We start from the raw sequence: 17,397 nt of genomic DNA, 5'->3' as shown, positions 1-17,397 counted from the left end.
GGCCCAACCTCAGGCGGCGCAGGCGAGTGCGGGCGCGGCCAGGTTCAGGGTCTCACCATCCTCCGGCACGCACAGGCGGGTTGCCAGGCCGGCCGCCTGAGCGGCCTGCCGCAGCTCGGCGCGCGTCACGGGGCAGTGGCTCAGGGCTTCCAGGTGATTGGCCACTACCAGGCCCTGCGTCAGGCGGGTGCAGGCCAGCACCTCGTCCACGCCCATGATGAGCTCGCCACCGAAGTCAAAGTGCGCGCCGCCGGCCGGCAGCACGCAGACATCGGGCTGCTCGCGCTGCAGGAACTCAACGATGGCCGGCGTCAGCACCGTGTCGCCGGCCAGGTAGAGCGTGGGCTCGGCCGGCAGCTCGATGAAGTAGCCCACGCCATGCTCCATCAGCCGGCCCACCAGGCCGCGGCCATGGGTGCAGCGCAGGGTGCGGATGCGCCCGCCCAGAAAGGGCTGGGGCTGATCGTGCCCGGGCGCCAGGACCTGCACGTTCAGGCCGCGCGCCTGCAGGTACTCGGCGTCGTGCGGGGTGCAGATCACCGGCAGCTGGCGCTCGCGCAGCCAGGCCTTGCCGGCCCGGTCCAGGTGGTCGAAGTGGCCCTTCTGGCAATGGGTGATGAGCACATGGGTCACCTGCTCCAGCACGCCGGCGGCCGCCGCGGGCAGGCCGACGGTGGGGTTGCGCTCACGCCGGCCGTCGAGCAGTCGTAGCGGCGGCAGCGCGTGGCGGGGCGCCAGCATCGGGTCCACCAGGATGTGGTGCGGCCCGCTGTGGATGACCAGGGTGGCACTGCGGAGTTGCGTGATCTGCATGGCGGAATCTCGGTGTGGATCAGGCCGCCATGCTCGGTGGGCTCCGGCATCTGGCAGCATGGCGGCATCGCCATCTTTGGGTTCGATATGGCCACAACGCCCAGCACCGCTCCCGCCCCCGAGACCCTGCGCATCGCGCTGCTGGCCTACCCCGGCTGCCTGGGCACCGAGCTGCTGGGCCTGGCCGACCTGCTGCGGCTGGCGGGGCAGCTGGCGCAGGCAATGGATCAAACGACAGGCACAACGGCAGGCCAGGCGCTGCCGCCTGCCCCGGTGCTGGAACTCGTGGCCCTGCGGCCCGGCCCGGTGCGCCTGGCGGGCGGCTTCGTGCTGAGCCCCGGGCGCCCGCGGGGCCGCTACGGCCTGCTGCTCGTGCCCGGCATGGAGCTGGGCCGGCCCGAGGCCCTGGCGCTGCAGCTGCAAGCCCTGGCCGAGGAGCAGCGCTTCATCCGCCGCTGCGCGGCCCGGGGCAGCGTGGTGGCCACGGTCTGCCTGGGCAGCTTCCTGCTGGCCGAGGCCGGCCTGCTGGACGGCCGCCGCGCCACCACCTCCTGGCTGTTCGCCCCGGCCTTCGCGGCGCGCTACCCGCAGGTGCAGCTCCAGGCGCAGGAGCTGCTGGTGGAGGACGGCGCGCTGCTGAGCAGCGGCGCCGTCAGCTCGGTGTTCGACCTGGCCCTGCATCTCATCAAGCGCCTGTACGGCGCCCGCGTGGCCAGCCGCACCGCGCGCGTGACCCTGCTCCAGCCCCCGCGCAGCAGCCAGGCACCCTATGTGGACGAGCGCCTGCTGCCGCCTGCCCCGCCCTCGTTCGCGCAGGCGGTGCGCGGCTGGCTGGAGGCCCGCCTGGCCGAACCCTTCGACCTGGCGCGCCTGGCCGCGGCCTTTCACATCAGCAGCCGCACCCTGCTGCGGCGCGTCCGCCAGGAAACCGGCAGCACGCCGCTGGCCCTGTTGCAGCAGGCGCGCGTGCAGAAGGCCAAGCAGCTGCTGCTCGGCACCCGCCAGAGCACGGCCCAGATCGTGGCGGCCGTGGGCTACCAGGACGTGCCCACCTTCGCCCGCCTGTTCCGCCGCCTAGTGGGCGAGAGCCCGGCGCGTTTTCGGCAGCGCGGGCGCTGACGCGCGTCAGCCACCGCCCTCGGCCGCCCGCCCGCTCAAACCGCGCGCAAAACCTTGGTAGCCGGCCACACCGCCGCCACCATCGCGGCAGTCAGCCACAGCGGCCCGCCCACACCCGCCAGGCCGGCCAGCAGGCCGAAGCCCATTGGCAGCGTCACGCCCGCCGCGTTGGTGGCCATCATGCGCAGGCCCAGCACCTGGCCGTGGCGCTCGGGCGGGGTGGCGTGCGTCAGCGCCGCCAACACGGTGGGCTGCACCGAGCCCAGGGCCAGGCCCAGGCAGGCCGAGCCCAGCATCAGGCCCAGCGGCCCGGGCAGGAAGGCGTAGACGGCCGACATCGCCATCGTCACGCCCATGGCGCTGCGCAGCATCAGGCGTTCGCTCCAGGCGCCCGCGAAGCGGATGATGAGCAGACGCACCGCCATGCCGGCCACCGAGAAGCAGGCCAGGATGGCACCGATGGTGGAGGCCGAGTAGCCGCGCGCGTGGCCGAGCACGGGCACGACGAAGCTGTGCGCGTCCCAGGCCGCGGCCAGCACCAGGTTGATGACGAGCAGCTGGCGCAGGCTCTTGGCCTCCAGCAGGTCCCAGGCGGGACGGGTGCTGACGCGCTGCGTGAGCACCGGGCGCGGCAGGTGGCGGCGCTCACGCAGCAGCCACAGGCCCACCGGCACCATCAGCACCGCGGCACCAAACGCGGCGCGGTGGCTGACGGTGTCGATCAGGGCGCCGGCCAAGAGCGGCGCCAGGGTGTTGGAGAGCGCCGGGCCGAGCGCCACCCAGGAGTACATGCGCTGGGAAGCGCTCTGGTCGGTGAGCTCGCGGGCGCGCTGCGCCACCTCGCGCTGCACCGCCACCGCCGCCACACCGATGGCTCCACCGGTGCCGATGGCGCCGATCACCAGGGTGCTGACATGCGTCCACAACAGCGGCGCGGCCGTGCCCACCAGGGCCAGGGCGGTGGCAATCTGCATGGGCTTCCAGAGGCCGTAGCGGTCCGCCCAGGCGCCCGCCGCCGGGCCCAGCAGGGCCGGGGCCAGGGCCACCAGGGCGAGCAGCACGCCCACCGTCACCTCGCCATGGCCGGTGTGCAGCAGCCAGAGCGTGCTGGCCACACGGGTGGTGGCCATGCAGGCGTGCACGGCCACGATGGCGGCAATCAGGCGCCAGAAGCCCGCGGGCAGGCTATGGCTCAAGCGGGCTCGTCCTCAGAGTCGGCAATCTCCAGCAGGCGCTGCGCCTCGGTCTCGGGCAGGGCCTCGACGGTCTTGAGCTGGCGCGTCATCGCGCGCGTGCGCACCTCGGCGGCATCGATGGTGTTGCTGGCTTCCTGCAGCTTCTTCTTGGTCTTGGCCAGCACCTCGCCGAACTTGCCGAACTCGGTCTTGACGGCGCCCAGCACGCTCCAGACTTCGGCGCTGCGCTTTTCCAGCGCCAGGGTGCGAAAGCCCATCTGCAGGCTGCCCAGCGTGGCCAGCAGGGTGGTGGGGCCGGTGAGCATCACCTTGTGTTCGCGCTGCAGGGCCTCGAAGAGCCCGGGGCGGCGCAAGGCCTCGGCGTACAGACCCTCGGTGGGCAGGAAGAGCAGCGCGAAATCGGTGGTGTGCGGCGGTGCCAGGTATTTGTCGGCAATGGTGCGGGCCTCCAGGCGCAGGCGCGCCTCCAGGGCCTTGCCGGCGGTTTCGGCGGCGGTGGCGTCGGCGCGCTCCTGGGCGTCGAGCAGGCGCTCGTAGTCCTCGCGCGGGAACTTGGCGTCAATCGGCAGCCAGATCGGGCTCTCTCCCTGCCCCGGCAGCTTGACGGCGAACTCGACGCGGGCGTTTGATCCGGGCACGGTGATGACCTCGCGCCCGTACTGCTCGGGCGTGAACACCTGCTCCAGCAGCGCGGCCAGCTGCACCTCGCCGAACACGCCGCGCGTCTTCACGCCGGTGAGCACGCGGCTCAAGCTCCCCACGTCGCGCGCCAGGTTCTGCATATCGCCCAGGCCGCGGTGCACCTGCTCCAGGCGCTCGGCCACCTGGCGGAAGCTCTCGCCCAGGCGCTGTTCCAGCGTCGCGTGCAGCTTCTCGTCCACGGTGGCGCGCATCTGCTCCAGCTTGGCGGCGTTGTCCTGCTGGATGCCAGCCAGGCGCTGCTCCACGGTGTGGCGCAGATCGGCCATGCGCTGCTCGTTGGCGGTGGTCAGCGCGGCCAGCTGCTCGCGCAACTGCGTGGCATTGCGCATCAGCGCCGCATCCAGCGCCTCGCGCGCCGCGGCCTGGGCCTGGTTGAGCGCGCTGGTGGTGCTTTGCAGGCCCTGCATCAGGCCCTGCTGCAGCCCGGCCACCTGCACGCGCAGGCCGTCGATCTGCTCGTTCTGGGTGCGCGCCACGTCGCCGCCCTGGGCCATCAGGCTGGTCTGGAACTGGCCGAGCTGACCCAGCAGTTCCTGCCTCAGGGCCTGGGCCTGGCGCTGGCTGTCGTCGCGCAGGCCGCGCTCACTGTTCAACAAGGCTTGCTGCACCGGTTGCAGGTCCGCCACGGGGGGCGGCCGTTTCAGCAGCAGGAACACCAGCACCAGCGTCACCAGCGCAAGCAGCGCTGTCACAAGCTCTAACCAAGGCATGGCCCGCATTCTCGGGGCAAGCACTCACCCGCTGCCCGCGCGTGCCCACAATGGCCGCCCCCGGCACTCTGCTTTGTTCCGCCATGCGTCGCTGCGCCCTGCTGCTGAGCCTGATGACCCTGCTGGCCTGCGGCGGCGGCACGGGCCCGGCTCCGGCCGCCCCCGCAGAGCCACCGGCGCCGCGCATCACGCGCGGTCTGACGGTCTGCCAGGTGGATGGCGAACGCCTGCTGGGCGACCTGTACCAGCCCCCGAGCGGCGCGCACCGGCGGCGCGCGCTGCTGTTCGTGCACGGCGGCGGATGGAGCACCGGCAGCCGCGCGGACTACGAGGCCCTGGCCCGCAACCTGGCCGGCCTGGGCTACACCGGCCTGAGCGTGGACTACCGCCTGGCCCCCGCCGTGCACCACCCGGCCCCGCTGGAAGACCTGAAGTGCGCGCTGCGCTGGCTGCGCAGCCAGGCGGCGGCGTGGGAGGTGGACGGCGAGAAGGTGGCGGTGATCGGCGGCTCTGCCGGCGCCCATCTGGCCGCGCTGCTGGCCTACACGCCGGACGACCCGCGCTTCGAGGGCCGGGGCCTGCCGCGCGAGGGCAGCACGCGCGTGGCCGCGGCCGTGCTGCATGGCGGGCCGTACGACCTGAGCGCGCTGGCCGGCGCCAGCGCGCAGGCGCTTGGCACCGTGCAGGCCCTGCTCGGCACCCGCAGCCCCACGGCCCTGCAACTGCAGGAGGCCAGCCCCACCCATTACGTTCGTTACGGCACGGTGCCGAGCCTGATCCTGCACGGCGAACTGGACCCCGTGGTGCCGCTGGAGCAGGCCTACCGCCTGGCTGCCGCCGGGGTGCAGGTCAACGCACCGGGCCGCTTGATCGTGATCCCCGGCGCCGGCCATGCCGACTTTGGCCGCGACCCCGATGCCATCGGCCGTGCGCTGGTGGAATTTCTTGCCCAATCCCTGCCATAGACCATGCGCCTGATCCCCCTTGCTGCCCTGCTGCTGACGGTTCTGCCGGTGCAGGCCGACACCCTCGCCGACCTCAAGGCCGCCCTGCAGCGCCTGCAGGCCGAAACCCCGATCCGCGGCCAGGTGACGCTGAAGAGCGAGAACCGCAACAACGAAGGCAAGGACGACGCCGAGGTGCAGCCCGGCCAGGCCCAGCTGAGCTTCGAGGACGGCCCGCAGGGCCTGCGCCTGGCCTACCCGCAGACCTTGCTGAACAAGGCGCTTTCGGAAGACCAGGCCAAGGACCAGGACCCGAAGGCCGCCACCCCCACGGCCAACGGCCTGCGCGAGCTCGGCTACAAGGAAGTGCGCGAGCTGACCCGCCCGGCCGAGGTGCTGAGCCGCCAGCTGGCGCGCGCCACGCTGAAGGGCGAAAAGGCCGACAGCTGGCAGGGCAAGCCGGCCAAGCTGCTGAGCTTCGAGCTGCAGCAGCGCCGGCCGGACAAATACGTGAAGAAGTACGAGGGCCAGCTCGATGTGTGGGTGGCGGCCGACGGCACGCCGCTGGCCGCGCGCAGCACGCAAAAGATCTCGGGCCGCGCCATGGTGGTCATCAGCTTCGAGATGAACTCGCAGGACGAATGGCATTTCGCCGTCAGCGGCGAGCGCCTGGTGGTGACGCGCAAGCTCACCACCGGCAGCGGCAGCGGCGCGGGCGAGAAGGGCCAGCAGCGCCGCGAGTTCGCGCTGCAGCTCAGCTGATCGCGGCGCTGCGAATCAGCCCGGAATCGGCGTTGGCCCGGGCTCGCCGCGCGCCCAGGCCAGCAGGTTGTCCACCGCGCACTGCACCATCGCCTGGCGGGTGGGCAGGGTGGAGCTGGCGATATGAGGCGTGAGCAGCGCGTTCTCGCAGGCCAGCAGCTCAGCCGCCACGGCCGGCTCGCCCTCGAACACATCCAGGCCCGCCGCGGCCAGGCGGCCGCTGCGCAGCGCGGCGGCCAGCGCACGGTCGTCCACCACGCCGCCGCGGGCGATGTTGATCAGTGTGGCGCTGGGTTTCATCTGCGCCAGCTCGGCCGCGCCAATCAGGTGATGCGTGGCGGCGCTGTAGGGCACCACCACCATCAGGTGGTCGGCCTCGGCCAGCAACTCGGGCAAGGGGCGCCACTGGGCGAACTCGCAGTCCGCCACCGGCTGGCGGTTGAAGTAGCGCACCCGCATGTCCAGGCCCAGTGCGGCACGGCGCGCGATGACGCCACCGATGCGCCCCATGCCGACGATGCCCAGCACCGTGCCGCACACCGGCGCGCCGGCGAACTGGTCGATGGACCAGCCCTGCCACAGGCCCGCACGCACGTAGCGTTCGCCCTCGCCCACGCGGCGTGCGGTGGCCAGCAGCAGGGTCAGGCCAAATTCCGCCGTGGTCTCGGTCAGCACACCCGGTGCATGGCTGAGCTGCAGGCCGCGCGCGCGGCAGGCCGGCACGTCGAGGTTGTTGTAGCCCACGGTGATGAGGGCGACGGCGCGCAGCGCCGGGCAGGCGGCCAGCAGCTCGGCGTCCACGCGCTCGCTGCCCGAGCCCAGCATCCCCCAGCAGCCCTGCAGGCGCGCGCGCAGCGCCGCGGGCTCCAGCGCGGTATCGCTGTCGTGCAGGTCCAGCTCGTAGTGGGCGCGCAGCGGCTCCAACAGCCCGGGAAACAGGCGGCGCGCCACCAGCAGTTTGGGTTTGCTCATCGGAAGAAGATCCAGCTCATCAGGGCCAGCACCGGCAGCAGCAGGCCGCAGCTCCAAGCCATGTAGCCGAAGAAGCTGGGCATGGCGATGCCGCGGTCCTCGGCAATCGCCTTGACCATGAAATTCGGGGCGTTGCCGATGTAGCTCATCGCCCCCATGAAGACCGAACCGGCCGAGATGGCGGCCAGCGTGGCCGCGCCACTCGCCATGAGCTGGGCGGCGTCGCCCCCAGCCAGGTTGAAAAACACCAGGTAGGTGGGCGCGTTGTCCAGGAAGGCCGAGAGCCAGCCGCTGAGCCAGTAGTAGGCCAGCGGAATTGGCTGGCCTTCGGCCGTGGAGACCCACTGCACCAGGCCCGCAAACGGACCATTCAACCCGGCCTGCAGCATCACCAGCACCGGCAGCATGGTGAGGAAGATGCCGATGAAGAGCTTGGCCACCTCGGCCATCGGCGCCCAGCTGAACTGGTTGCGCTCGCGCACGCCCTTGGGCGTGAGAGCGAGCGAGAGCAGGGTCACGCCGATGAGGCCTACATCGCGCACCAGGGATTGCAGGGCCAGCGGCGTGCCGAACAGATCGAACACCACGCCCGGCTTCCACAGGCCGCTGAGCAGGACCAGGCCCACCACCAGGCCCAGGGGCAGGAAGTTGATGGCGCCGTCCAGCCCCAGGCGCGGCGTGTCCGGCGTCGGGTCCTGCGGCAGCACGCCTTCCTTGGCGTACCAGTGGCGGTCGATGGCATAGAACATCGCCAGCAGCAGGCCGACGACGAAGAGCATCTCCGGCCCCACATGCCGCACCGTCCAGAAGAAGCTCACGCCCTGCAGGAAGCCCAGAAACAGCGGCGGGTCCCCCAAGGGCGTCAGCGAGCCCCCGGCGTTCGAGACGATGAAGATGAAGAACACGATGACGTGCACGACATGGCGCCGGTTGTCGTTGGCGCGGATCAGCGGGCGGATCAAGAGCATCGAGGCACCGGTCGTGCCCATCACCGAGGCCAGGGCCGCGCCCAGCGCCATCAGACCGGTATTGAGCGCCGGCGAGCCATGCAGATTGCCGCGCACATAGATGCCGCCCGAGGCGGTGAACAGCGCCACCAGCAGCAGCACGAAGGGCAGGTACTCGGCCAGCAGGGTGTGCCACACCGCGGCGGCCGTCACGCCCAGCCCCTGCGTGGCTGCCAGCGGCAGCACGAAACAGGCGGCCCAGAACAGCGCCACCTTGCCGAAATGGTGGTGCCAGAAGCGCGGCGCCAGCAGCGGGCCCAGGGCGATGGAGAGCAGCATGCCCACGAAGGGCAAGGCCCAGAGCGGACCGAAGGCACTGGCATCCAGGCTGGCGGCCTGCGCCAGGCTCGGGGTCAGCAGCAGGGTCAGCAAGGGCCAGGTGCGCATGGGGACCTCAGTCGTGGAAGGTGGTGAAGCGGGCCACCGGCGCGCGCTCGGTCACCAGGCAGTTCTCGGGGGCTTCGGGGTCGGCATAGCCCAGGGCCATGCCGCACAGCAGCATCTGTTCGGGCGGCAGCGCCAGCCACTCGGCCAGCTGCGCGTGGTAGTGGATCCAGGCGGCCTGCACGCAGGTGTCGAGCCCCTGCGCGCGCGCGGCCAGCATCAGGTTCTGCATGAACATGCCGCAGTCCAGCCACGAGCCCTGCGTGAGGCTGCGGTCAATGGTGAAGAGCAGGCCCACCGGGGCGCCGAAGAAGGCGTAGTTGCGGCCGTGCTGCTCGTGCATGCGCGCCTTGTCGCCCTTGCCGATGCCCAGCAGCGCATACAGGTCCAGGCCGATCTTGCGGCGGCGCGCGGCGTACTCGGGCTTCCAGTCGGCCGGGTAATAGCGGTACTCGGCTTGCAGTGGGACGGCCTGCTCGGGGTCGTGGTGGATGGCCTGGGCGCGCTGCACCACCTGCTGCAGGCTGGCCCCAGTGAGCACGTGCACCTGCCAGGGCTGCAGATTGGCGCCGGAGGGCGCCCGCGCCGCGTCGGCGAGCAGTCGCTCGATCAGGGCGCGCTCCACCGGGCGCGGCAGGAAGGCGCGCACCGAGCGGCGTTCGCGCAGCAGCAGGGAGAGGACATCAGCCGCCGGCAGCGGCTCCGAAAGCGTCATCAGGCGTCGGGTTCAGGGAAGGCGCGGGATTGTTCCACTCGGCCCAGAGCGCCAACGCCTGCTCCACGGTGGCCTGCTGCACATCCAGCAGTTGCTCCAGCTCGGTGGGGTAGCCACCGGCCATCAGCAACACGGTGGCAGCGCGGTGGCGGCGCAGCCAGGCGAACACGCGCTCGTCGCGCGCGGCCATGCCGGCCGTGCTCAGACCCAGGCGGCCGAGCCGGTCGCCCTCGTGCGGGTCCGCTCCGGCCAGGTAGAAGACCAGTTCAGGCGGGCGTGGCAGGCGCCGCTCCACTTCGGACAGCGCGGCATCCAGCGCCTGCAGGTAGGCGGCGTCGCCGCAGTGGTCGGGCAGGTCCACGTCCAAATCCCCCGCCACCTTGCGGAAGGGGAAGTTCTTGGCGCCGTGCAGCGAGAGCGTGAACACCGTGGGGTCGCCGGCAAACAGGGCCGCCGTGCCGTTGCCCTGGTGCACGTCCAGGTCGATCACCAGCACCTGCGTGACGCCGCGCTGGCGCTGTGCCCAGCGCGCCGCCACGGCCACGTCATTGAACACGCAGTAGCCGCCGCCCTGGGCCGCGCTGGCGTGGTGGGTGCCACCGCCCAGGTTCATCGCCAGGCCCTCTGCCAGCGCCGCGCGGGTGGCGGCCAGCGTGGCGCCCACGGAATGCAGGGCGCGCACCGGCATGCCGGGGTGCCAGGGAAAGCCGATCTCGCGCTGCTCGGCGGCGCTCAAACCGCCCTGCAGCACCTTGTCCACATAGGCGTGCGTGTGCACGGCCCGCACGGCCGGCAGCGCCGCCTTGGGCGCGGGCTGCAGGCGCAGGCCCGGCACGCGTGCCGCCAGGCGCTCGCGCAGGGCGCCGTACTTGTGCTGCGGGAAGCGGTGGCCGGGCGGCAGGCTCAGGGGCTGCGCGTCGAAATGGAAGGCCTGCATGGGGTGCCGTGTGAAGAAATTGTTGCAGCGCACAAAAAGTGCTTGCAAGGGCGTCAGGCTTGCTGAATACTTCGCTCCATGTTGCGGTGCACAAAAACACCGCTGTCGATCCCGACGCTGTTTTTATAGGAGCCTCATCATGTTTGTGACCCCTGAGCAATTCTTCGCCAATCAAAAGACCGCCGCTGCCGCCCTGTTCGGCTTCCAGGCCAAGGCCTTTGAAGGCGCCGAGAAGCTGGCCGAGCTGCACCTGCAACTGGCCAAGACCGCGCTGACCGAAGCCGCCGAGACCACCTCGGCCCTGCTGTCCGTCAAGGACGTGCAAGAGCTGGTGGCCCTGCAGACCAGCCTGCTGCAGCCCAGCGGCGAGAAGGCCACCGCCTACAGCCGCCACGTGGCCGACATCACCCTGAGCACCGGCGCCGAGCTGGGCAAGCTGGTGGAAGAGCAGATCGGCGAAGCCAAGTCGAAGTTCGACGGTCTGGTGGAGAACCTGGCCAAGAACGCCCCGGCCGGCACCGAGAACGTCGTCGCCCTGGCCAAGTCGGGCCTGGCCGCCGCCAACAACGCGTTTGAGTCGGTGCAGAAGGCGGCCAAGCAGGCGGCTGAAGTGGCCGAGTCGAACTTCCAGACCATGACTGCGACGGCGGCTAAGGCTTCGCGTTCGAGCAAGAAGGCTGCGGCCTGAGCTTTCTCAGCGGCTGGCCGGCGCTGTGCGCCGGTAAGCGCTAAGTGATAGCCCCGCCAGGGCCGGAGGCCCTGGCGCGTCGGCAGGCACAAACGGTCCTCAGGACCGTTTGTGCCCAGGCGACGTCTCCTCGGTCCTTTGATAAAGGGGATCGATTGACCCCACCAGGCAACTGGTGGGGTTTTTTTGCGCCTGCGGCCTTCAGCGCAGCCGGAACAGCTCTTGGTGGAAGCGGGCCGCCGGCAGCCCCAGGGCCAGCAGCTCGCGCTGCAGGCGCGTGCCAAAGGCGGCCGGGCCGCAGAACCAGAACTCGGCTTCGGCCCAGTCGGGCACGAGCTCGCGCAGGCGCTCCAGCGTCAGCAGGCCATCGCGCGCGTCGATCAGCAGATGCAGGCGCACGCCGGCGGCCGCAGCGTCTTCGCGCAGGTGCTGCAGCGCGCGCTCGTCCACCTGGGCGGTGCAGTGGATCAAGTCCACCTGCGCGCCCGCGCCGGGGCGGTGCGCCAGCGCCTGAAGCCGGGCCACGAAGGGCGCGATGCCGATGCCCGCACCCACCCAGACCTGGCGCGCGCGCCCGCCCTCGAAGTCGAAGCGACCGTAGGGGCCCTCCACCGTCACCGCATCGCCCACGCGCAGGTGCTCGGGCAGGGCACGGGTGTAGTCGCCCAGGCCCTTGATGAGAAACAGCAGGCGGCCATCGCCCTGCCAGTCGGAAGCAATGGTGAAGGGGTGCGGGCCCTCGCTGGCGTCGAAGCAGACGAAGGCGAACTGGCCCGCCTGGTGGCCGGGCCAGGGCGTGTGCAGGCACACGCGCACCGCGCTCACGCCCACGCCGTCCAGGCGCTCCAGCGCCTCCACCTCGCCCAGCGCCCGCCGCCCGGCTCGGATGCGGCCGGCCAGGCTCAGCAGCGCGGCCAGCGCGCCGGCGGCCAGCAGGCCCGCCAGCAGCAGCCCCAGCACGAGGCCCAGCGGCGACGACCAGCTCGCCCAGTTCAGCAGCACCAGGCCATGCCCCAGCAGCAGCAGGTAGAGCAGGCTCAGGAGGCGGTGCGTCTTCAGGAACCAGCGGTAGGGGAAGCGGCGCAGCAGCGCCAGCCCGCCCAGCAGCAGCAGGGCATAGAGGCCCCACTCTCCGGCGGCTTCGGCGACGCTGCGCTGGCCCTGCAGCCATTCCTGCCAGGCGGTGCTGACCGGTGCGCGCGGGCCGCGGCTCCAGCGCGTCAGCCAGCCGGCCTGCAATGCCCAGTGCGGCGCCTGCACCAGCAGCCAGTGCAGCAGCGAAAAACCCAGCGCCGCCCCGCCCAGCCAGCGGTGCAGGCGGATCATCTTGTCCAGCCCGTCCAGCAGGCGCTCGAGCGCAGGCAGGCGCAGGGTCAGCACCAGCGCCAGGCCCATCGCGCCCAGGGCCAGCAGGCCGCTGGCCTGCAGCAGCTGGCCACGCCAGGCCGCCAGGGTCTGGGCCTGCACCAGCTGCGGCGCAGCCGCCAGCAGCCAGAGCAGGGTCAGGCCAAGCAGCGACACGAGGAAGGCAATGCGGATCGGGCGCATGGCAGGAATTCGGGCTGGGTCCAGCAGCCAGTGTGCGGCAGCTCGCCGGACAATCACCCCCCGACCCGCCCTGCCCCGCTCCCGTGCCCGATTCCCCCGTCCCGCCCTTCGTCTGCCGCACCGAGGACACCAAGTCCCTGCACTTCAGCCTGCACGCGGTGCAGAGCCGCATGCGCGTGGACCGGCCGGACCGCCTGGAGCTGGCCTACACCCGCACCATGATGGGCTTTCTGGCCCTGCAGCCGGCGCCACAAGCCATCGCCATGATCGGCCTGGGCGGCGGCTCGTTGGCCAAGTTCATCCACCAGCAACTGCCGCAGGCCTTCCTGAAGGTGGTGGAGATCAACCCGCACGTCATCGCCCTGCGCGAGGAGTTCGAGGTGCCGCCCGACAGCGAGCGCTTCCGCGTGCGCCTGGCCGATGGCGCGGACTTCGTGCGCAGCCCGCCGCAGCCCTTTGACGTGCTGCTGGTGGACGGCTTCGATTACCACGGCCAGCCGCCCGCCTTGGCCTCGCAGGCCTTCTACGACGACTGCGCCGCCCTGCTCAGCCCCGAGGGCGTGCTGGTGGCCAACCTCTACGCCGGCGACCCCGACTACGAGCGCCAGCTCGCGCGCATCGAGCGCGCCTTCGCGCACCAGGTGCTGCAGCTGCCCGACCCCGAGTGCAGCAACACCATCGTGTTCGCCGGGCGCCAGCCGCTGCGCGCGCGCCTGGGCGAGGCGCGCAATCCGGGCCTCAGCCCCGCCGCCTGGGCCCAGGTGCGCGGTGGGGTGCGTGCGGTGCAGCAAGCGCTGGCACAGCCCACAGCCGGCTGACTTTCGGCCCGGATACGGGTTTGCCCTAGCCTGCGCAGCCCTTGTGACTGCGCCGGAGTGCTGCCTGTGTCTGCTGTTCCCCCTTTGTCGCGCCGCCAGGGCCTGCTGGCCCTGGCCGGGCTGGGTCTGAGTGCCTGTGGTGGTGGCGGGGGCGGCAGTGCCCCACCCCCGGTGGAGCCCCCACCGCCGCCCCCTCCCCTGCAGCTGGCCGTCAGCGGCCGCGCCGTAGTCAAGCTGAGCAGCAGCGCCAGCCGCTGGCTGGGCCTGGTGGAGCGGGCGCGCCCGCTGGAGGAGCGCAGCCGGCCGGAGCGCGAGCTCTGGGTCTCGGGCCAGCAAGGCCAGGGCAGCCCGCGCGTGCTGCAGGCCGAGGCCGGGCGTTCGCTGCTGGACTTCGCGCTGCACCCCTCAGGCGAGTTCAGCCTGCTGCAGGCCAGCGACCGCGCCCTCTTCCTGCAGCGCCGCAGCGCCAGCGGTGAGCTGCTGCGCGAACTGGCCTTTGCCGACCCGCAGGCCGCCAGCGACCCCTTCATGGACGACCCGCTGCAACTGCGCGACCCCACGGCCCTGCTGCCGCACGCCACGCGCGACGCCGCGCGCCTGGCCCCGCTGGGCGAGGACCTGGCGCTGGCCTTCCGTTCCGGCCGCCAGGCCGTGGTGCTGCACCGCCTGGGCTGGCGCGCCGCCGCCGGCTTCGAGCCGCAGTGGCGCCGCCTGGTGGAGCCGGGCGTGGCCATCGGCGCGCGCTTCGTCACCTCGGGCAGCTTCGACCCCTTCAAGAGCCTGGACCACCAATGGCGTTTGCTGCTGGACAGCGGGCCGCAGGGCCAGCTGGCCGTGGCCCTGAGCCTGGACTTCACCGAGCTGGCCGCCGGCCATGGCAGCTACTTCGGCGAGGCCCTGGACCCCGAGCTGCGCACCGGCGCGCTGCTGACGCAGTACGACGCCGACGGCCTGCGCCGCGGCACCACGGTGCTGAACACCCAGCAGCGCAGCGAGCCCCATGCGCTGCGCTGGCTCAGCGGCCGCGGCCAATGGGCCCTGGCCGGGCGCGTGCGCAGCCAGCAGACGGCCGAGGGCTGGGACGCCTACCTGGCCCTGCTGCCCCAGGCCGGCCAAGGTGGCGCGGGCGTGGCGCAGTACCGCGTGCTGCAGCTGGACGCCGGCGAGCTGATCTTTGACGTGGCCGCCCAGCCCGATGGCCGCCTGCTGGTGGCCGGGGTGAGCGGCTACACGCAGAACCCGGCCGGGGCCAGCATCTCGGAGGCGGCGCAGCCCCTGCTGGCGCAGCTGGACGCCGAGGGCAGGCTGCTGCAGCGCCTGGCGCTGCCCGCGGGCCCGCGCCACAACCAGCTGCGCAGCCTGAGCCCTTGGCAAGGGGCTTGGCTGCTGGGCGGGCTGGCGGACGGCCCCGGCACGCATTCGGCCGATGCCGACCCCAGCCTGCTGCGCCACGACGGCTATGTGCGCGAGTGGCGCGCGGCTTCAGCGTGAGCGCACGGCGCCGGTCTGCGGGTCCAGCGCCAGCTTGACGCGGCGGCCCTGCGCGTCCTCGGCGCGCACCTCCACGCGGTCGCGCTCGCGCTCGATCTTCTGGACGGCGCGGTAGCCGGCCGCTTCCAGCTGGCTCAGCAGCTGGCCGAAGTCCAGCCCGCTGGCCTGCGCGTCGCGCGGGGCCGAGCCCGGCTTGCTGTGCAGCACGGCGCCGGTGCGCCCGTCCAGTTCCAGCTTGACCCAGCGGCCGTCGCGGTCCTGCGCCTTGGCTTCCACGCGCTCGCGCTCCTGCTCCAGCTCCAGCACCTGGCGGTAGCCGGCGGCCTGCAGGCGGGCGTGCAGCTGGGCCAGGGTGAGCGGCGCGGCGGTGCTGGCAGCGGCGGGTTGCGGGGTTTGCGGCGCGGGCGTTTGCGCCCAGGCCAGGCCGGCGAGCAGCGCGGAAGAGATCAGTGCCGAGGTGATGAGGCGGGTGGCGTTCATGGTGCTTCTCCTGTTGGAAACAGCCCGGATTCAGACTGCGCCCCCACTGTGCGATTCAGGCCCTGAACCGGGCCTGAACACGCCGTTCAGGCTGGCGGCGCCCCAAAAGCCGGCAGCTCCAGTTCGGCGCATAGGCCGCCCAGCGCGGCATCACCCAGCTGCAGCCGCCCACCGTAGAGCTCGGCCAGCTCGGCCACGATGGCCAGGCCCAGGCCGCTGCCGGGCAGGCTTTCGTCCAGCCGGCCGCCGCGCGCCAGCGCCTGCGCGCGCTGCGCGGGGGGGATGCCGGGGCCGTCGTCCTCCACCCGCAAGAGCAGGCGCTCGCCCTGCCGCTCGCCACTCAGGCGCACCCGCGTGCGCGCCCAGTGGCCGGCGTTGTCCAGCAAGTTGCCCAGCATCTCCTGCAGGTCCTGGGCCTCGCCGGCAAAGGCCAGATTGGGCGGCAGGCCGCTGGCGTCGAAGTGCAAGCCGCGTTCGGCATGCACGCGCGCCAGCACGCGCAGCAGGCCCGCAGCCGCCGGGGCGATGGGGGTGTGCAGGCCGGGCTGGGCCTGGGCGGCGGCGGCGCGGGCACGGGCCAGGTGCCAGTCCACCTGGCGGCGCGCCTGGCGCACCTGCTCGGCCACCAGCACCGCCAGCGCGGCCTCGCCCGGCCCCGCTTGTTCGGCGGACTGCTGCAGCACCGCCAGCGGCGTCTTCAGCGCATGGGCCAGGTTGCCGGCCTGCGTGCGGGCGCGCGCCAGGCCCTCCGCTTGTTGGTCCAGCACCTGGTTGAAGCCCTGCACCAGGGGCTGCAGCTCGCTGGGGTACTGGCCCTCGATGCGCTGGGCCTGGCCGGCCCGCAGCGCCGCCAGCGCGGCCTGCAGGCGGCGCAGTGGCGCCAGGCCAATGCCCACCTGCGCCCAGGCCGCCAGCGCCAGCAGGGCCAGCAAGGCCAGCAGCGCCAGGGCCAGAGTGGTGTTGAAGCGCCGCAGCGCGGCCTCGATATCACGCAGATCGCCCGCCACCAGCACGCGCCAGGGGCCGGAGCCGTCGAAGCGCACGCTGCGCTCCACCAGCAGCAGGGCCGCGCCGTTCGGGCCGGGGATCTCGTGCACATGCACTTCACCATCGGCCAGCGCGTCGGGCGGGGCCTGCAGCTGGGCGTCCCAGAGCGAGCGCGCGCGCAGCAGGCCGGGCGCCTTCGGCCCATCGATCTGCCAGTACAGGCCCGAGTACGGGCGCGTCCAGCGCGGGTCGCTCAGGGCCGCGGGGTCCAGCTGCACACCCACCGCGTCACCGGGCTCCAGGCGCGCCGTCACCTGGTCCAGCTGGCTCACCAGGGTACTGGTGAACTGGCGCAGCACGGTGTCGCGGAACAGGCCGGCCAGCAGCAGGCCGGCGCCGCTGACGATCAGCGCGGCGGCCAGCGCCGTCAGCCCCAGCAGGCGCCAGCGCAGCGAACCCGCAGCCTTCATGCCGCCAGCCGGTAGCCGAGGCCGCGCACGGTTTCCAGCGCCACGCCGGGCAGCTTGCGACGCAGCCGGCCCACGAAGACCTCGATGGTGTTGGAGTCGCGCTCGAAGTCCTGCGCGTACAGGTGTTCGGTCAGCTCGGTGCGCGACACCACCTGGCCGGGCCGGTGCATCAGGTAGGCCAGCAGGCGGTACTCGTGCGCGGTCAGGTTCACGGTGGCGCCGTCCAGGCTGACGCGGCCGCTGCGCGTGTCCAGCGCCAGGCCGCCGCATTGCAGCAGCGGCGAGGCCAAGCCTTGCGCGCGGCGGATGAGTGCGCGCAGCCGCGCCAGCAGCTCCTCGGTGTGGAAGGGCTTGGCCAGGTAGTCGTCGGCCCCGGCGTCGATGCCCGCGACCTTCTCGTGCCAGCTGTCGCGCGCGGTCAGGATCAGCACCGGCAGCGTGCGCCCCGCCGCACGCCAGCGCTGCAGCACACTCAGGCCATCGAGCCCGGGCAGGCCCAGGTCCAGCACCGCGGCGTCATAGGGTTCGGTCTGGCCCAGGTGCAGGGCGTCGGGGCCGGTGGCGGCCTCATCCACCGCGTAGCCGGCCTCCACCAGGGTGCGGCGCAGCGGCTCGCGCAGCTGGGTGTCGTCTTCCACCAGCAGCACGCGCATG

At 72.3% G+C, this 17,397-nt stretch carries 17 protein-coding genes; 6 read left to right on the top strand and 11 right to left on the bottom strand.

The window, feature by feature from the left end; all coding sequences use genetic code 11:
- Window positions 1-9: 9 nt before the first annotated feature.
- Window positions 10-813: an MBL fold metallo-hydrolase gene (locus I7X39_RS19800; protein WP_198112911.1), complete on the bottom strand. Its 804-nt coding sequence runs from the start codon at window positions 811-813 to the stop codon at window positions 10-12.
- Between the two features lie 87 nt (window positions 814-900).
- On the opposite strand from I7X39_RS19800, the gene I7X39_RS19795 reads away from it, so the two are divergent.
- On the top strand, window positions 901-1,932 hold the full coding sequence (locus I7X39_RS19795; RefSeq protein WP_198112910.1) for a GlxA family transcriptional regulator: 1,032 nt from the start codon (window positions 901-903) through the stop codon (window positions 1,930-1,932).
- A gap of 35 nt (window positions 1,933-1,967) precedes the next feature.
- Here the strand turns inward: I7X39_RS19795 and I7X39_RS19790 are convergent, their stop codons facing one another.
- Window positions 1,968-3,128: an MFS transporter gene (locus tag I7X39_RS19790; protein WP_198112909.1), complete on the bottom strand. Its 1,161-nt coding sequence runs from the start codon at window positions 3,126-3,128 to the stop codon at window positions 1,968-1,970.
- Window positions 3,125-4,540: a DNA recombination protein RmuC gene (locus tag I7X39_RS19785; RefSeq protein WP_198112908.1), complete on the bottom strand. Its 1,416-nt coding sequence runs from the start codon at window positions 4,538-4,540 to the stop codon at window positions 3,125-3,127. Before I7X39_RS19785 ends, I7X39_RS19790 begins: the two co-directional genes overlap by 4 nt.
- A gap of 83 nt (window positions 4,541-4,623) precedes the next feature.
- Here I7X39_RS19785 and I7X39_RS19780 point away from each other — a divergent pair, with 83 nt between their 5' ends.
- Together I7X39_RS19780 and I7X39_RS19775 are read left to right on the top strand one after the other, a co-directional pair.
- Window positions 4,624-5,505, top strand: a complete 882-nt coding sequence (locus tag I7X39_RS19780; protein WP_198112907.1) for an alpha/beta hydrolase — start codon at window positions 4,624-4,626, stop codon at window positions 5,503-5,505.
- A 3-nt stretch (window positions 5,506-5,508) separates the two neighbouring features.
- Window positions 5,509-6,246, top strand: a complete 738-nt coding sequence (locus I7X39_RS19775) for a hypothetical protein (RefSeq protein WP_198112906.1) — start codon at window positions 5,509-5,511, stop codon at window positions 6,244-6,246.
- Between the two features lie 15 nt (window positions 6,247-6,261).
- Here I7X39_RS19775 and I7X39_RS19770 read toward each other — a convergent pair whose 3' ends face one another.
- From I7X39_RS19770 to I7X39_RS19755, 4 genes are read right to left on the bottom strand one after another with little or no spacing between them, the layout of a single operon-like run.
- Window positions 6,262-7,218 (bottom strand): 2-hydroxyacid dehydrogenase, encoded by a 957-nt coding sequence (locus I7X39_RS19770; RefSeq protein ID WP_198112905.1) that lies wholly within the window; start codon window positions 7,216-7,218, stop codon window positions 6,262-6,264.
- Window positions 7,215-8,612: a sodium:proton antiporter gene (locus I7X39_RS19765; RefSeq protein ID WP_198112904.1), complete on the bottom strand. Its 1,398-nt coding sequence runs from the start codon at window positions 8,610-8,612 to the stop codon at window positions 7,215-7,217. Before I7X39_RS19765 ends, I7X39_RS19770 begins: the two co-directional genes overlap by 4 nt.
- A gap of 7 nt (window positions 8,613-8,619) precedes the next feature.
- Entirely contained in the window at window positions 8,620-9,324 is a 705-nt protein-coding gene (locus I7X39_RS19760) for a nitroreductase (RefSeq protein WP_198112903.1), read from the bottom strand.
- Window positions 9,293-10,261: a histone deacetylase family protein gene (locus tag I7X39_RS19755; RefSeq protein WP_198112902.1), complete on the bottom strand. Its 969-nt coding sequence runs from the start codon at window positions 10,259-10,261 to the stop codon at window positions 9,293-9,295. Before I7X39_RS19755 ends, I7X39_RS19760 begins: the two co-directional genes overlap by 32 nt.
- A 139-nt stretch (window positions 10,262-10,400) precedes the next feature.
- Here I7X39_RS19755 and I7X39_RS19750 point away from each other — a divergent pair, with 139 nt between their 5' ends.
- Complete coding sequence (locus I7X39_RS19750) at window positions 10,401-10,949, top strand: phasin family protein (RefSeq protein ID WP_198112901.1); 549 nt, start codon at window positions 10,401-10,403, stop codon at window positions 10,947-10,949.
- Between the two features lie 201 nt (window positions 10,950-11,150).
- Here the strand turns inward: I7X39_RS19750 and I7X39_RS19745 are convergent, their stop codons facing one another.
- Window positions 11,151-12,497, bottom strand: a complete 1,347-nt coding sequence (locus I7X39_RS19745; protein ID WP_198112900.1) for a ferredoxin reductase family protein — start codon at window positions 12,495-12,497, stop codon at window positions 11,151-11,153.
- 83 nt (window positions 12,498-12,580) lie between these two features.
- Here I7X39_RS19745 and I7X39_RS19740 point away from each other — a divergent pair, with 83 nt between their 5' ends.
- Entirely contained in the window at window positions 12,581-13,315 is a 735-nt protein-coding gene (locus I7X39_RS19740; RefSeq protein ID WP_310739950.1) for a spermine/spermidine synthase domain-containing protein, read from the top strand.
- 66 nt (window positions 13,316-13,381) lie between these two features.
- A complete protein-coding gene (locus I7X39_RS19735; RefSeq protein ID WP_198112899.1) occupies window positions 13,382-14,806 on the top strand; it encodes a hypothetical protein in 1,425 nt (474 codons plus the stop codon).
- On the opposite strand, the gene I7X39_RS23360 is transcribed toward I7X39_RS19735, so the two are convergent.
- The 3 genes from I7X39_RS23360 to I7X39_RS19720 all read right to left on the bottom strand — a co-directional run bounded on the left by I7X39_RS23360 (window position 14,798) and on the right by I7X39_RS19720 (window position 17,396).
- Complete coding sequence (locus I7X39_RS23360; protein ID WP_232352078.1) at window positions 14,798-15,286, bottom strand: PepSY domain-containing protein; 489 nt, start codon at window positions 15,284-15,286, stop codon at window positions 14,798-14,800. The genes I7X39_RS19735 and I7X39_RS23360 overlap by 9 nt on opposite strands.
- An 86-nt stretch (window positions 15,287-15,372) precedes the next feature.
- Entirely contained in the window at window positions 15,373-16,743 is a 1,371-nt protein-coding gene (locus tag I7X39_RS19725) for a sensor histidine kinase (protein ID WP_198112898.1), read from the bottom strand.
- Window positions 16,740-17,396: a response regulator transcription factor gene (locus I7X39_RS19720; protein ID WP_198112897.1), complete on the bottom strand. Its 657-nt coding sequence runs from the start codon at window positions 17,394-17,396 to the stop codon at window positions 16,740-16,742. The genes I7X39_RS19725 and I7X39_RS19720 overlap by 4 nt, the downstream gene beginning before the upstream one ends.
- Window position 17,397 lies beyond the last annotated feature (1 nt).

Origin of the sequence: Inhella proteolytica (assembly GCF_016093275.1) — a bacterium.
In the GTDB taxonomy this organism is placed as follows: domain Bacteria; phylum Pseudomonadota; class Gammaproteobacteria; order Burkholderiales; family Burkholderiaceae_C; genus Inhella; species Inhella proteolytica.
Note: the sequence above shows the minus strand (reverse complement) of the source record. Positions and strands in the feature narration are given on the sequence as shown.

Bases quoted from the DNA above. Each gene is read 5' to 3' on its own strand.
- I7X39_RS19800 (WP_198112911.1), bottom strand. From the start codon at position 813: ATGCAGATCACGCAACTCCGCAGTGCCACCCTGGTCATCCACAGCGGG.
- I7X39_RS19760 (WP_198112903.1), bottom strand. From the start codon at position 9,324: ATGACGCTTTCGGAGCCGCTGCCGGCGGCTGATGTCCTCTCCCTGCTG.
- I7X39_RS19750 (WP_198112901.1), top strand. From the start codon at position 10,401: ATGTTTGTGACCCCTGAGCAATTCTTCGCCAATCAAAAGACCGCCGCT.
- I7X39_RS19765 (WP_198112904.1), bottom strand. From the start codon at position 8,612: ATGCGCACCTGGCCCTTGCTGACCCTGCTGCTGACCCCGAGCCTGGCG.
- I7X39_RS19720 (WP_198112897.1), bottom strand. From the start codon at position 17,396: ATGCGCGTGCTGCTGGTGGAAGACGACACCCAGCTGCGCGAGCCGCTG.
- I7X39_RS19725 (WP_198112898.1), bottom strand. From the start codon at position 16,743: ATGAAGGCTGCGGGTTCGCTGCGCTGGCGCCTGCTGGGGCTGACGGCG.
- I7X39_RS19770 (WP_198112905.1), bottom strand. From the start codon at position 7,218: ATGAGCAAACCCAAACTGCTGGTGGCGCGCCGCCTGTTTCCCGGGCTG.
- I7X39_RS19785 (WP_198112908.1), bottom strand. From the start codon at position 4,540: ATGCCTTGGTTAGAGCTTGTGACAGCGCTGCTTGCGCTGGTGACGCTG.
- I7X39_RS19795 (WP_198112910.1), top strand. From the start codon at position 901: ATGGCCACAACGCCCAGCACCGCTCCCGCCCCCGAGACCCTGCGCATC.
- I7X39_RS23360 (WP_232352078.1), bottom strand. From the start codon at position 15,286: ATGAACGCCACCCGCCTCATCACCTCGGCACTGATCTCTTCCGCGCTG.
- I7X39_RS19745 (WP_198112900.1), bottom strand. From the start codon at position 12,497: ATGCGCCCGATCCGCATTGCCTTCCTCGTGTCGCTGCTTGGCCTGACC.
- I7X39_RS19775 (WP_198112906.1), top strand. From the start codon at position 5,509: ATGCGCCTGATCCCCCTTGCTGCCCTGCTGCTGACGGTTCTGCCGGTG.
- I7X39_RS19755 (WP_198112902.1), bottom strand. From the start codon at position 10,261: ATGCAGGCCTTCCATTTCGACGCGCAGCCCCTGAGCCTGCCGCCCGGC.
- I7X39_RS19780 (WP_198112907.1), top strand. From the start codon at position 4,624: ATGCGTCGCTGCGCCCTGCTGCTGAGCCTGATGACCCTGCTGGCCTGC.